The 14,101-nt window shown below is 64.2% G+C and carries 15 protein-coding genes; 11 read left to right on the top strand and 4 right to left on the bottom strand.

What is annotated here, in order from left to right:
• The 3 genes from RMCB_RS33280 to RMCB_RS33290 are packed head-to-tail and all read right to left on the bottom strand — an operon-like array spanning window position 1 to window position 2,204.
• Entirely contained in the window at window positions 1–345 is a 345-nt protein-coding gene (locus RMCB_RS33280; RefSeq protein ID WP_062832125.1) for a hypothetical protein, read from the bottom strand.
• Window positions 338–1,651, bottom strand: a complete 1,314-nt coding sequence (locus tag RMCB_RS33285) for an SRPBCC family protein (protein ID WP_062832126.1) — start codon at window positions 1,649–1,651, stop codon at window positions 338–340. Before RMCB_RS33285 ends, RMCB_RS33280 begins: the two co-directional genes overlap by 8 nt.
• Before the next feature lie 4 nt (window positions 1,652–1,655).
• Window positions 1,656–2,204: a carboxymuconolactone decarboxylase family protein gene (locus RMCB_RS33290; protein WP_062832127.1), complete on the bottom strand. Its 549-nt coding sequence runs from the start codon at window positions 2,202–2,204 to the stop codon at window positions 1,656–1,658.
• A gap of 214 nt (window positions 2,205–2,418) precedes the next feature.
• Here RMCB_RS33290 and RMCB_RS33295 point away from each other — a divergent pair, with 214 nt between their 5' ends.
• The 9 genes from RMCB_RS33295 (at window position 2,419) to RMCB_RS33335 (ending at window position 11,028) form a co-directional block, all read left to right on the top strand.
• Window positions 2,419–3,714, top strand: a complete 1,296-nt coding sequence (locus RMCB_RS33295; protein ID WP_062832128.1) for an amidohydrolase family protein — start codon at window positions 2,419–2,421, stop codon at window positions 3,712–3,714.
• Window positions 3,715–3,741: 27 nt separating this feature from the next.
• Complete coding sequence (locus RMCB_RS33300; protein WP_062832129.1) at window positions 3,742–4,908, top strand: acyl-CoA dehydrogenase family protein; 1,167 nt, start codon at window positions 3,742–3,744, stop codon at window positions 4,906–4,908.
• 16 nt (window positions 4,909–4,924) lie between these two features.
• Window positions 4,925–5,683 (top strand): SDR family NAD(P)-dependent oxidoreductase, encoded by a 759-nt coding sequence (locus tag RMCB_RS33305; RefSeq protein WP_062832130.1) that lies wholly within the window; start codon window positions 4,925–4,927, stop codon window positions 5,681–5,683.
• Window positions 5,684–5,687: 4 nt separating this feature from the next.
• Entirely contained in the window at window positions 5,688–6,926 is a 1,239-nt protein-coding gene (locus RMCB_RS33310) for a CaiB/BaiF CoA transferase family protein (RefSeq protein WP_234792332.1), read from the top strand.
• A gap of 1 nt (window position 6,927) precedes the next feature.
• Window positions 6,928–8,076: a thiolase family protein gene (locus tag RMCB_RS33315; protein WP_062832132.1), complete on the top strand. Its 1,149-nt coding sequence runs from the start codon at window positions 6,928–6,930 to the stop codon at window positions 8,074–8,076.
• Between the two features lie 9 nt (window positions 8,077–8,085).
• On the top strand, window positions 8,086–9,234 hold the full coding sequence (locus RMCB_RS33320) for an acyl-CoA dehydrogenase family protein (RefSeq protein ID WP_062832133.1): 1,149 nt from the start codon (window positions 8,086–8,088) through the stop codon (window positions 9,232–9,234).
• Window positions 9,235–9,373: 139 nt separating this feature from the next.
• Window positions 9,374–10,006, top strand: a complete 633-nt coding sequence (locus RMCB_RS33325) for a TetR/AcrR family transcriptional regulator (protein ID WP_062832134.1) — start codon at window positions 9,374–9,376, stop codon at window positions 10,004–10,006.
• 14 nt (window positions 10,007–10,020) lie between these two features.
• Window positions 10,021–10,521, top strand: a complete 501-nt coding sequence (locus tag RMCB_RS33330) for a hypothetical protein (RefSeq protein ID WP_062832135.1) — start codon at window positions 10,021–10,023, stop codon at window positions 10,519–10,521.
• A 132-nt stretch (window positions 10,522–10,653) separates the two neighbouring features.
• Window positions 10,654–11,028: an Mtp family mycobacterial-type pilin gene (locus RMCB_RS33335; RefSeq protein WP_062832136.1), complete on the top strand. Its 375-nt coding sequence runs from the start codon at window positions 10,654–10,656 to the stop codon at window positions 11,026–11,028.
• A gap of 185 nt (window positions 11,029–11,213) precedes the next feature.
• Here RMCB_RS33335 and RMCB_RS33340 read toward each other — a convergent pair whose 3' ends face one another.
• Window positions 11,214–11,876, bottom strand: a complete 663-nt coding sequence (locus tag RMCB_RS33340; RefSeq protein WP_062832137.1) for a GntR family transcriptional regulator — start codon at window positions 11,874–11,876, stop codon at window positions 11,214–11,216.
• Window positions 11,877–11,953: 77 nt separating this feature from the next.
• Between RMCB_RS33340 and RMCB_RS33345 the strand changes: the two genes are divergently transcribed.
• Together RMCB_RS33345 and RMCB_RS33350 are read left to right on the top strand one after the other, a co-directional pair.
• Window positions 11,954–12,739, top strand: coding sequence for a sulfite exporter TauE/SafE family protein (locus RMCB_RS33345; protein WP_062832138.1), 786 nt, complete (start codon window positions 11,954–11,956; stop codon window positions 12,737–12,739).
• Window positions 12,740–12,744: 5 nt separating this feature from the next.
• The gene (locus RMCB_RS33350; RefSeq protein ID WP_131805602.1) at window positions 12,745–14,085 is read left to right on the top strand and encodes an amidohydrolase family protein; all 1,341 of its coding nucleotides are present in this window, start codon (window positions 12,745–12,747) and stop codon (window positions 14,083–14,085) included.
• Window positions 14,086–14,101 lie beyond the last annotated feature (16 nt).

Here is a 14,101-nt window from a genome sequence, read left to right on the forward strand (position 1 = left end):
TCAGACCACCGGCTCCCGCACGAGCTCGACCCACGCCGCGCCGCTGTCGAGCACACGCGGCTGCTTCCACACCTCGACCGGGAAGCTGACCATCACCACCGACTGCATCAAGTGCATGAGCCGCTTGGCGTCGTCGGGCATGGCGTGCAACGGGAACCGCGCGTCGAGGTAGACCATGACCTCTTCCAGGCGGGCCATGCCCACGTCGTAGAGCTCCTGCATCTCGGCCATGGTCGAGGCCAGCCGCTTGGCGTAGCGTTCCGGCTCGGTGGGCAGGATCCAATCGGAAAACCGCTCCAGATCGGCGAATTCGGCGGGCAGCAGGGCCTGCGTGGTCTCAGACATGCGCTACCTCTCCGTTGGTGGCGGCCTTGGCGGCCTGCCGCAGCTTGTACTCGTCGACGTATTTGTGTGCGGTGTGATGCAGGTGTCGCAGCAGGATCTCCTGATCGCACAACGGGAATTCGGTGACCGCCCGGGTGCCGATCTGGGTCTGGGTGGCCTCCAGGGTGTTGGCGTCCTGCAGCGCGTACTCCTTGAACGTGACAGCGGCCAGTTCCTGGCTGAGCCGCTGGCGGGTGTTCTTCGGCGGGACGAAGTACAGGTTCGCCTCGAAGATGTGGGTGTCGACGCCGGTCGGCCAGTAGTTGTACGTGAGGTACCAGCCCGGAACCCACAGCAGCAGGGTGAAATTGGGGAAGAACTCGAACGAGTCCTGGCCCCAGGTTTTCTGGCGTGCCGGGTTGACGGCGGGCGGCAATTCGTCGGGCAGGATGCCTTTGATGTCCGGGCGATCCCACGGTCCGAACAGTCCACTGTGCAGGATCCGCTCGATGGGCTTGACCATGCTGAGATCCTTCGGCGGGCTCATGCCACCCCATGACGAGATCATCGAATGCTGATCCTTGATGTCGTAGTGCAGCGCTTCGAAGCCGACCTTGGCCAATTTCGCGGCTTCTTCCGGCGTCGCCTGCTTCATGTGCAGGATCGGCGCATGGTAGAACTCGACGAACGCGTCGATGAACAGCTTCCAGTTGGCCTTGATCTCGGACCGGTAGCTGTACACCTCGGTCATCTCGTGGAAGGGATAGCCCTCCAAGCCTTTTGCGAAGTCGCCGAGATAATCTCGCAGCGGCTCGGCGTCGTCGTCGAAGTTGACGAAGATGAAGCCTTCCCACACCTCGCAGCGCACCGGCTTGAGCGGGTAGTCGGCCTTGTCGACGTCGAAGAACTCCTGTTCCTGCTGGATGAATGTCAGGTCACCGTTGAGTGCATAGCGCCACGCGTGGTACTTGCAGGTGAACTGCCGGCAGCTGCCCGATACTTCCTGGCCCGGATAGTCGTTCCAGACGAGCTTGTTACCGCGGTGCCGGCACATGTTGTAGAAGGCTCGAACAGTGCCGTCTTTGTCCTTGTTGACGATGATCGAGGTGCCTGCACCGACCGACGGCATTTCGCGGGTGAAGTAGCTGCCGGTCTTGGGCAACCGTTCGACCCGGCCGACGTGCAGCCAGAGCCTGCGGAAGATGGCCTGCTGCTCCAGCTTCCACTGTTCGGGATCGATGGAATCGGTGTAATCGACGGGCGCCGTGCCGAGCTCGGGCCAGTTCTCGGTCCAGCTGCCGACATCCGGCTTCGGGAAGTGTGCCAACTGTCTACCCTCTTTCTTCAGGTTCGGTGCCGGATTCCGGCTCGATACCAAAGGTGTTGTAAGCCATGGCCATCAGGCCGTAGCCGCCGACGGTGAAAACCAGGTCCATGCGTTGGCGCTCATCGAATCGCCGGCTGAGCGCCGCCCAGGTCTCGTCGGTGATGCGCGAATGTTCGTCGAGTTCGTCGACGGCGTCGAGCACGGTCTGGTCGAAGGGGTCGGCGGCTTCTCCGCGCCGGACGGCCGCGATCTCGGCGTCGGTGAGCCCTTCGGCCTTTCCGATGAAGGCGTGGTGGGCCCATTCGTATTCGCAGTGCCTGCGGTGGGCGATCCGCAGGATCGCCAGCTCGCGCAGTCTGGGGTGCAACGTCGACCGGAACAGCAGGTGATTGCTGAATCGCAGGAACGCCTTGGTCAGCTGCGGGTGGCGCGCCAGGGTGGACAGTGCGACGCCCGCGCCCCGGGGATTGAGCCGTTCCGCGGGGAGCATGACCGACAGCGCGCGGAGCACCTCGTCGTCCCACTGATCGGCGGGCAATGGGGGCAGGCGCACGTACCGTCTCCTGTCATCGGCTCGCTATGAGAATCACATTCTCATTTCTGACCAACAGATTTCCATCTTTCCCGCGCTCGGTCAATGGGAAGGCCTCAACTCGGCCACTGGCGGGGACGATTCGGCTTGTCAACTATCTCGGACATTGATTCTCGTCAGAAGAGAAGATAGTTTTCTGATCTAGAGAACCAGTTGTCGGAGGGAACGAGACGCCATGAACAAAGACGACATGATTCTGATCAGCGTGGATGACCACATCATCGAACCGCCGAACATGTTCGCCAATCATCTGCCCGCCAAGTATCGGGACGAGGCGCCGCGATTGGTGCACAACCCCGACGGCTCGGACATCTGGCAGTTTCGCGACACCGTGATCCCCAATGTGGCGCTCAATGCGGTCGCGGGCCGGCCCAAGGAGGAGTACGGCCTGGAACCGCAGGGGCTCGACGAGATCCGCAAGGGTTGCTACGACCCCGACGAGCGAGTCAAGGACATGAACGCCGGCGGGGTGCTCGCGACGATGAACTTCCCGTCGTTCCCGGGATTCGCCGCGCGTCTGTTCGCAACCGATGATTCGGACTTCTCTCTGGCGCTGGTCCGGGCCTACAACGACTGGCACATCGACGAGTGGTGCGGGTCGAATCCGGGCAGGTTCATCCCGATGGCGCTGCCGGCCATCTGGGACCCCCAACTATGTGCCGACGAGGTGCGCCGCGTGTCGAAGAAGGGTGTGCACTCACTGACCTTCACCGAGAATCCGTCGACCCTGGGCTATCCCAGCTTCCATGATCTGGAGTACTGGAAACCGTTGTGGGAAGCGCTGTGTGACACCGACACCGTGATGAACGTGCACATCGGATCGTCGGGCAAGCTCGCGATCACCGCGCCCGATGCGCCGATGGACGTGATGATCACGCTGCAGCCGATGAACATCGTGCAGGCCGCTGCCGACCTGCTCTGGTCGGCGCCCATCAAGGCGTACCCGGACCTCAAGATCGCGCTGTCGGAGGGTGGCACCGGCTGGATCCCCTACTTCCTGGACCGGGTAGACCGGACCTATGACATGCACTCGACGTGGACGCATCAGAACTTCGGCGGCAAGCTGCCCTCGGAGGTGTTCCGGGAACATTTCATGACGTGCTTCATCTCCGATCCGATCGGCGTGAAGAACCGCCACGAGATCGGCATCGACAACATCTGCTGGGAAATGGACTACCCGCACTCGGACTCGATGTGGCCCGGTGCGCCGGAAGAACTGGCCGCGGTGTTCGACACGTACGACGTGCCCGACGACGAGATCAACAAGATCACCCACGAGAATGCGATGCGGCTCTACCACTTCGACCCGTTCGCGCATGTTCCCAGAGACCAAGCCACCGTCGGCGCGCTGCGTAAGGCTGCCGAGGGCCATGACGTGTCGATCCGTGCGCTGAGTCACAAGGAGAAGACCGGCACGACGTTCGCCGATTTCCAGGCGAACGCCAAAGCCGTTGCCGGCGCGCGGGACTGAAGGGGCAACCGCAACGTGTCGGGTGGGATGAACTTCGCACTGACCGAGGACCAGCAGCTCATCCGGGCGTCTGTCGCGGAGCTGGCGGCCAAGTTCGACGACCACTACTGGATGGAAAAAGACCAGGCGCACGAGTTCCCGCAGGAGTTCTACGACGCCATCGCCGGGGGCGGCTGGCTGGGCATGACCATCCCCGAGGAATACGGCGGCCACGGTCTCGGCATCACTGAGGCGACCATCCTCGCCGAGGAGGTGGCCCGGTCCGGCGGTGGGATGAACGCCGCCAGCTCCATCCACATGTCGATCTTCGGCATGCAACCGGTAGTGGTGTTCGGCTCCGAGGACATGAAAGCCGCGACCCTGCCGCGCATCGTCAACGGCGATCTGCATGTGTGTTTCGGTGTCACCGAACCCGGTGCAGGCCTGGACACTTCGCGTATCACCACGTTCGCGAAACGGGACGGGGACAGTTACGTCGTCAACGGGCGCAAGGTGTGGATCTCCAAGGCGCTCGAGTCCGAGAAGATCCTGCTGCTGACCCGTACGACGCCGCGTGAGGACGTGCAGAAGCCGACGGACGGGCTGTCGTTGTTCCTCACCGACCTGGACCGCGATCACGTCGAGATCCGGCCGATCCGCAAGATGGGGCGCAATGCCGTCAGCTCCAACGAACTGTTCATCGACGATCTGCGCATACCCGTCGAGCACCGGATCGGCGAAGAGGGCAAAGGCTTTTCGTACATCCTGCACGGGCTCAACCCCGAGCGGATGCTCATCGCCGCCGAAGCCCTGGGCATCGGGCGGGTGGCTCTGGCCCGGGCCGTGCAATACGCCAGCGAGCGTGTCGTGTTCGACCGGCCCATCGGCATGAACCAGGGCATCCAGTTCCCGCTCGCTGACTCGTTAGCCCGCCTCGACGCCGCCGAGTTGATCCTGCGCAAGGCGACGTGGCTCTACGACAACGGCAAGCCGTGCGGCAAAGAAGCCAACATGGCCAAATACCTGTGCGCCGACGCAGGATTCGAAGCTGCGGACCGCGCACTGCAGACCCACGGCGGGATGGGCTATTCGGAGGAATACAACATCTCCCGGTTCTTCCGCGAGTCCCGGCTGATGAAGATCGCGCCGGTGAGCCAGGAGATGATCCTGAACTTCCTCGGCGCAAATGTCCTCGGCCTGCCCAAGAGCTACTAGGGAGACAACTCGTCCGATGCGAACCTACTTCAACCTGACCGGACGGTCGGCACTGGTGACCGGGGCGGGCGCCGGCATCGGGGCTGCCGTGGCCGAGGCGCTGGCCGCGGCCGGTGCGGCGGTACTCGTCACCGACATCAGCGGTGAGGCGGCCGCTGCGGTCGCCGAGCGGATCACCGCTGAAGGAGGCAAGGCGGACAGCGCCCCGCTCGATGTCAGCGACCGCGACGCCGCGGTCGCCGCCGCGGCGCAGGCAGCCGGGTTGGGTGAGGGTCACCTGCACATCGTGGTCAACAACGCCGGCGTCACATCCCCGGCGATGTTCCCGAAGCTCACCGACGCGACCTTTCGGCTGACATTCGACATCCATGTCATGGGCACCTTCCACGTCACTCAGGCCGCGCTGTCCCATCTTCCGACCGACGGCACGGGGCGCATCATCAACGTGACCTCCGCGGCGGGCATCACCGGGACTCTCGGGCAGGTCAATTACTCGGCGGCCAAGGCCGGCATCATCGGGTTCACCAAATCCCTGGCGCGGGAACTGGCGCCCAGGAACGTCATGGTCAATGCGCTTGCCCCGTTGGCGGCGACGCCGATGACCGAGACGATCCGCACCAACGAGAAGTTCGCGGCGAACATGATGAACCGGATTCCGCTCAAGCGGTGGGCCGAGGCTGACGAGGTGGCCGGCGCGTTCGTCTTCCTGGCCTCCGATGCCGCGTCGTACATCACCGGGCAGGTGCTTCCGGTCGATGGCGGCATGGTTATGTGAGCCTGTGAGCGAATCTCAGACCGCACCGCTGGCCGGGATCAGGATCGTTGCGCTCGAACAGGCGGTGTCCGCGCCGATGTGCACCCGCGTGCTGGCCGATTTCGGTGCGCGTGTCATCAAGGTGGAGAACCCGAACGGTGGCGACTTCGCCCGTGATTACGACGATGTCGTGAACGGCCTTGCAGCGCACTTCGTTTGGGCCAACCGAGGCAAGGAGTCCATCACCCTGGACCTGAAGACGGCCGGGGGACTGGACGTCCTGCACCAGCTACTCGACGGCGCCGACGCACTGGTCTCGAATCTGGCTCCTGGCGCGACCGCCCGCATGGGCCTGGCGCCTGCGGACCTGGCCCAGCGTCATCCGCAGCTGATCCCCGTCGAGATCGACGGATACGGCACCGGCGGCCCGCTGTCGCACAAGCGGGCCTACGACCTGCTGGTGCAAGCCGAATCCGGAGCGTGCGCGGTGACCGGCCACCCGAACATGCCTGCCAAACCCGGTCCGCCCGTGGCCGATATCTCGACGGGCCTATATGCCGCGCTGTCGATCATGGCGTTGCTCATCGGCCGGGCCCAGCGGCCGACCGGGGCTTCGGCACCCGCCGTCGCGGTCAGCCTCTTCGACACCATGACCGACATCATGGGTTACCCGCTGACATACACCCAGCACTCCGGCATCGACCAGCAGCCGCTGGGCATGAGCTCGCCGGCCGTCGCTCCATACGGGGCGTTCACGACGCGTGACCATCAGACGGTGGTGCTGGGCACCACCAACGACCGGGAATGGCAACGGCTGGCCCGGGACATCATCGACCGACCGGACCTGGCCGACAATGACCGGTTCGCCACCAATTCCGACCGCTGCGCGGGCCGCGACGTCCTCAACCAAGCGATCGGATCCTGGTGCGCACAACACGATCTCGCCGAGATCCAGCGGATCGCCGACGCGGCCGGAATCGGCAACTCGCGATACAACCGGCCCAGCGAAGTGATCAGCCACCAACACCTCAAGGACCGGGACCGGTGGCGCCCCGTCACCACCCCAAACGGGGAGATCAGTGCGCTGCTGCCGCCGCCGGTGATCACCGGATTCGAACAACCGATGGGCGCGGTTCCTGGCCTGGGCGAGCACACCGATGCCATCCTGACCGATATGGGTCTGTCCGCCGCCCAGATCGACGTCCTGCGCCAACAGGGCGCGATCGGCCCGGCCTACCCGAGCACCAGAGATCGGAGCAATTGATATGCGTGAAGCCGTCATCGTCGAAGCCGTACGCACTCCCGTCGGCAAGCGCAACGGCGGGCTGTCCGGTTTCCATGCCGCTGACCTCTCCGCACTCGTGCTCGACGCACTCGTCGAGCGCGCGGGTATCAGCCCCGACATCATCGACGACGTGGTTTGGGGCTGCGTCTCGCAGGTCGGTGATCAGTCGAGCAACATCGGTCGTTTTGCGGTGCTCGCGGCCGGCTGGCCCGAACACATCCCGGGGACGACGGTCAACCGGGCCTGCGGATCCAGCCAGCAAGCGCTGGATTTCGCGGTGCAGGCGGTGATGTCGGGCCAACAGGACGTCGTGGTCGCCGGCGGGGTCGAGGTGATGAGCCGCGTCCCGCTGGGCGCGGCACGCGCCACCGGGCAACCGTATGGACCGAAGGTGCTCGACCGGTACAAGGGATTCGCGTTCAACCAGGGCATCTCGGCTGAAATGATCTCGCAGAAGTGGGATTTCAGCCGGACGCAGCTCGACGAGTATTCCGTCTCGTCGCATGAGCGGGCCGCCGCCGCGCAGGACAGCGGCGCTTTCGAGACGCAGATGATCACGGTGTTCCCCGATGACGGTGACCCCGTAGTGGACGACGAGGGTGTGCGGCGGGGGACCACCGTTGAAAAGCTGGCGGGACTCAAGCCCGCGTTCACCGACGACGGTGTGATCCACGCCGGCAACTCGTCGCAGATCTCCGACGGGGCGGCGGCGCTGCTGGTGATGACCGAGGAAAACGCTGTGGCGATGGGACTTTCACCGATCGTGCGGTACCGGGCCGGCGCCGTCACCGGCGCTGATCCGGTCTTGATGCTGACCGGCCCGATTCCGGCGACCGAGAAGGTGCTGCACAAAGCGGGCGTGCGGTTGGACGAGGTCGGGGTGTTCGAGGTCAACGAAGCGTTCGCACCCGTGCCATTGGCCTGGCTCGCCGAAACCGGTGCCGACGAGGCCAAGCTCAATCCGCTCGGCGGAGCGATCGCGCTGGGCCATCCGCTCGGAGCGTCGGGTGCGGTCCTGATGACTCGGATGATCAACCACATGCGCGACAACGGAATTCAATACGGGTTGCAGACCATGTGCGAAGGCGGCGGTACCGCCAACGCCACGCTGGTCGAACTCGTCGGCTGAGGAGATCGAGTGCAGCGGAACCTGTTCACCGACGACCACGAGGCGTTTCGGGCGCTGGCACGGGATTTCGTCGAAAAGGAAGTCGTCCCGTCCTATCCCGAATGGGAGAAGGCCGGCCGCATGCCGCGCGACGTCTTCAAACAGATGGGCGCACTGGGCATGCTGGGTATGGCCATCCCCGAGGCATACGGCGGAGCGGGGATCACCGACTACCGCTACAACGTCGTGCTGCAGGAGGAGGCGGCCCGGGCGCTCGTCACGCTATCGACGGTGCGCACCCAAACCGAGGTGATCCTGCCGTACTTCCTGCGCTATGCGAACGACGAACAACGCCAGCGCTGGTTTCCAGGGCTGGCCGACGGGTCGCTGCTGACCGCGGTGGCGATGACGGAGCCGGGCACAGGGTCGGACCTCGCCGGCATGCGGACCACGGCCGTGCGCGACGGGGACGAGTATGTGCTCAATGGCGCCAAGACGTTCATCACCGGAGGCTCCCAGGCCGATCTCGTCATCGTCGTCGCGCGCACCTCGACCGACCCGGAGAACCGGCGCAGGGGATTGACGCTGCTGGTCGTCGAGGACGGGATGCCCGGCTTCACGCGGGGTCGGGAACTGGAAAAGATGGGCTGCAAGGTCCAGGACACCGCTGAGCTGTCTTTCGCCGATGTGCGGGTGCCGGCAGCCAACATGCTCGGTGCGGAAGGGGAGGCGTTCAGCTATCTGGGACACAACCTGCCCCAGGAACGGCTGACCGTGGCGGTCGGGTCGGTGGCCCAGGCCCGCTCGGCCATAGCCGCGGCGATCGACTACACCAAGGATCGCAAGGCGTTCGGAACCCCGGTCGCGTCGTTTCAGAACACCAAGTTCGAACTCGCGGCCTGCTCGACGGAGGTCGAAGCGGCCCAGGCGATGCTGGACCGTGCGGTTGCTCTGCATGTCGACGGCGAACTGTCCGGCGCCGACGCGGCACGCGTCAAGCTCTTCTGCACCGAGATGCAGGCCCGGGTGATCGATCGATGCCTGCAATTGTTCGGCGGGTACGGCTACATGTTGGAGTACCCGATCGCCCGGCTGTACACCGATGCACGCGTGGCCCGGATCTACGCCGGGACCAGCGAAGTGATGAAGGTGATCATCGCCAAATCGCTGGGCCTCTAGGTACGGGCCAGCAATCGCGCGTTACACATTGTGAGATAGGCGTCACGAAAGTATTCCCGGTGAGACCCTTGTCACAGTCGAAAAACCTACCTACTGTGTGTTCACTAGGTTGGTTTTGGCCGGAGTGTCAGGGAGTTCGGTGGCATCGGTTTCTGAGGGTCCAGCGGCGCGGCCGTACGAGTCGCTGCTCGCGAAGGGCGAGGACCGCAAACAGCGGATCCTTTCCGTCGCAGAGAGGCTGCTGGCCCGCAACGGATGGCGCAACACGTCCCTGGCTCAGATCGCCAAAGCGGCCGGTGTCACGCCGGCGGGCCTGCTGCACCATTTCGAATCCAAGGAACAACTGCTCAATGCGGTGCTCGACGCCCGCGACTACGACGACGATATTCACGCCGACCGGTCAGGTGACCTCGCGGAGGAGATCACCAGGGTCGCAGAACGTTTCGAGCGAGCGCCCGAGCTGGTAGGCACCTTCACCGTGCTTCTCGTGGAGAACATCCAGCCCGATGCACCGCTGCACGACCGGCTGCTCAAGCGCCAGCAGGACGCCCGAGCCATCGTCGCCGACATCCTCCGCCGCGGCCAGGACAGCGGCCGTTACCGCCCAGATTTCGACGCGGCCAACAAGGCCGTGGAGATTCTCGCCTTCGTAAACGGAATGGAGACCTCGTGGTTACTCGATCCCTCACTACCGCTGGTGGACGTATTCAAGGGCTACGCGCAGATGCTGGCCCGGGAGATCGAGGCGCCCGGCACAGCGGCCGACCAGTGAGAGCCGAGGACGATATGCGGTATCGGCTCGATGTGGTGGCTCCCCGCGTCGTCGATGCGGTGAAGTTCGCCGGAGGCTGGCTCGTCGACCGGGTGATGGCCGGCTGGGACGTCACGGTACTCATCGGCATCGACGAGGATGTCCGTCCGCTGGATATCCTCGGCGTCGAAACCTTGGATCTGGAAAGCGTGCTGGAATCGTGGGATGACCGGCCGCATCCCCATACCGTCGCAGTCGCCGCCGAGTTGTTCAACACCGACGACCGGGTGCGTCAAGGGGTGCTCAACGCCCTGGAACAGGGCCGCACCGAGGTGACCCTGTGGGGTGACGGTTGTCCCGATGAGTTGAGTGTCAGCCCCGTACTTCACGAATTATCCGCGGCCGCACGTGCTTTCAAGGCACAAGCGTTGACGGCGGTCGACGCCCGCGATGCGGTCGTGGGCAGCACCGAGGCATTCCGGTGCGGCGTCATGTCGATCCGGTCGGTGCCGGCCGACCTGATCGCGGTTGGCTGACATGGGGGCCCGCTGGGCAGCTGCTGAGTGCTTTCGGCCAACTCGCTGAAAAGTAGCTACTGACAACTACTTTGGCGGCCACAAGGCTCGCAATAGGTGTTTTGGATAATCTCTGAGGGCAATCCTTGGAGTATGAATACCGTCAAGATGACAAGACCGTGGGTCCGGGCCTGCGCCACCGCGCTGGCTGCCGGGGCTCTGGGATTGTCCGGCCTCGGACTGACCACCGGTATCGCTCAGGCCGTCCCTGCTCCGGCCCCGACAGACCACCATCACTGGTGCCCGGGTGATCGGTGGGACCAGGGCTGGGGTAACAACTCGGACTGGAACAACTGCCACGATTGGGACGACAACTTTGCCGGCGCGCCATACGGATACGGCGTACCGGACTGGGCGCCGCCGCCACCGCCGCCGCCGTTCTGGGCGCCGTGGGCTCAGGTGGTCTGGAATCCCAATGTGAATGCGTGGGGCTTCTGGAACGGGCCCGGAATCTGGATCCCGCTGTAGAGCTTGAATTTGTAAAGCCTTGCACCACAAGGCCTCAGTGAGCGACGCCTATGTGGAAACCGCGAAAGAAGGCTCAGCTGAAGCGCGCCGCCGGCCAGCGTCGAGTCAGGACGTCGGTGCCATCGCACCAGCGACTGCTTGTCGCCGGTGACAGTGGCAGGCTGCCGTGGCTTGGATAGGTCCTGTCATGTGTTCTCCACGGCAGGGTCACGGTTGGCTGCAGCGTGTATGTGGTGGGCCATCGCGGCGGCGGCGGCGTCGGGATCGCCGGCGGCGATGGCATCGATGATGGCATCGTGCTGTTCGGACACTGCCGCGGCCCATTCAGGATCAGTCAGATTGGACACCGCTGACACGGCGATTCGGTCCCACGCCCGCCCTAGGAAGTCGTGCAGCATCGGATTGTCGGCCGCCTCGGCGATTTGGCGATGCAACTCGAAGTTGCGCTGGGCGACTTCGCGCGGTTCCCCGGCGGCGACGGCTTCGTTGATCGCCTCTGCTTTGAGTCGCAGGTTTTTCAGCACCACGGGAGCGAGTTCACCCTCGGACTGTCGTTGGGCTGCTGACCTCGCGGCCAACTGCTCAAGTACTTCGCGCACCTGGTAGAGATCGCGTCGTTCCTTTGTCGATAGGCCGGCCACCACGGCCCCACGTCCCGCGCGTGAGACCAGGCCGTCGGCGTGAAGCCGTTGGAGCGCTTCTCGAACCGGGGTTCGGGAGACGCCGAGTTCCTCGGCTAGTTCGACCTCGGTCAGCCGATCACCAGGCGCGTACCGGCCGGCTGACAGTCGATGCCGCAGTGCGACGTAGACGGTCTGGGCGCTGTCTGCTGCAGCGGTCGGAGGCATGGGCCGACTGTACACAGCCCCCGAAAGGCCGGAGGGGCTATTGACGTTTTCTGCATGCATTGCATACAGTGCATGCCGTGACGGTGACGAGTACCACACCCTTCCAGTGGGCAATACTGCTGGCAGCCGGGCTGCTCGCTGGAGCGGTCAACACGATCGCGGGCGGCGGGTCGTTGATTTCCTTTCCTGCGCTGATCGCCCTCGGCTACAACCCCCTCATCGCCAACGTCACCAATGCCGTCGCCACCGTCCCCGGGTACGTCGGAGGTTGCATAGGATTTCGCGCCGACCTGGCCGACCAAAAGCCCGTGTTGGCTCGGTTGGGAGCCGTGACCGTTCTTGGTGCGCTGGCGGGCTCAGCACTGCTGATGGCGTTGCCGGCCCGCAGTTTCCAGGACATCGTGGGTTGGCTTGTCCTGGGTTCGGCAGTCCTCATGCTCATCCAGCCCAGAATCCGGAGCCTCGTTGAACGCCGTGCCGAGTCGACCTCGCGCGTGGCCACAGCCACCCGTGTGCTCCCTTTATGCGCTGCCCAGTTCGGTGTCGCGCTGTACGGGGGATATTTCGCCGCCGGCCTGGGCATCATGATGCTCGCTGTACTCGGTGTCTTCCGGCACGACTCCCTGCGCCGGTTGAATGCCTTGAAATCGGGGCTGTCGCTGGTCGTCGGCGCAGTATCGGCTGCCTTCTTCGCCGTCAGTGCCCCGATCGCATGGATTCCGGCGCTCATCCTGGCCGCGTCGGGGCTGGCTGGTGGGCTCCTCGGGGCGCGCTTCGCGCGCATCATTCCCCCAGAAGGATTGCGAAGAACCGTAATTGCCGTCGGGTTCGCCGCCGGACTACTGCTACTCGTAAGGAAGTGATCGCGATGACCCTCGACCGCACGCAGGACCTCCCAGACCGTCAGACGCTGCTGATACGCGATGGCCTGGTTGTGGCGATGGATGATCACGACCCGCAACCGGTCGACATTCTGATCGACGACGGCGCCATCGTCGAGATTGGGCCAAACGTGCACAGCAACAACGCAACTGTCATCGATGCAAGCAGTCACTTCGTGCTGCCGGGGTTCATCGATACGCATTGGCACTTGTGGAACTCGCTGCTGCGGGGCACGGTCGGCGATGCGCCAGACCGTGACTACTTCACGGTCAAGCGATCGTTGGCGCCGCATCACGACGTGTCAGACTTCTACTGGGCAGCACGGTTCGGGCTAGCCGAAGCAGTCGACGCTGGGTTTACCACGGTCCACAACTGGGACCACAACGTCCGCAACGCTGACGACGTGGACGCCAATATCAGCGCACATCTCGACGCCGGTCTGCGCGGTCGATTCTCCTATGGTCCGCGGGACAACAGTGGCAGCGAAGAACCGATGGACCTGCATGGCGTGCAATCCATGCTCAGGCGCTGGACCCCGGATCTCCTCGACGGTCGGATCACCTTCGGAGTCGCCTTGCGCGGCCCCTACCGGACTACTCCAGAGGTCTATCGCGAAGAATGGCGGTACGCGCGTGCAGCCAAGCTACCCATCACCATGCACTGTGACCGATGCCTACGTGAAAGAGGCTGCAAAAGCTGCGGATTGACGCTGCTCGACAGCGAAGGGCTCCTCGGTCCCGACGTCCAGATCGTCCATGCGGTACATGCCTCAACCGAAGACCTCGCCGCGTTGACACGCACCGGAACCACCGTCTCGCTGAGCCCCGTCACTGAACTGCAGACGATGGGCTTTCCCCAAGTCTCCGAGCTCATCGCCGCGGGTATCCAGACGAGCTTCTCGATTGACACGCTGGCCATGCCCACCACCGCAGACGTATTCACCGCCCTGCGCACCGTGTTGTCGGTCGAACGCGCCCGTACCGGATCCACCGACATCACTGCCCGAAAACTACTGCGCATGTTCACGATCGAAGCCGCCGACGGGCTGGGCCTGGCTGACTCTACTGGCTCCATCGCCATCGGAAAACGTGCCGACATCATCCTGATTCGTCAAGATCCGAACCTGCTCCCCGTCGGCGATCCCTTCGAAACGCTTGTCTACAACGGCAGGACAGACAACGTGAAAACCGTCATCGCCGACGGACGGATTCTCAAACATGACGGTGCGTTGACCCAACCGTCGGTGCGTGACATCGGCTCGATTGCACAATCACGCCGCGACGCCATCGTCGCACGGGCCGCCGCAGCCGGTCACTGGCAGAGCTGAACCGACCACACGGAAG

This window comes from Mycolicibacterium brisbanense (assembly GCF_001570425.1).
Taxonomy (GTDB): domain Bacteria; phylum Actinomycetota; class Actinomycetes; order Mycobacteriales; family Mycobacteriaceae; genus Mycobacterium; species Mycobacterium brisbanense.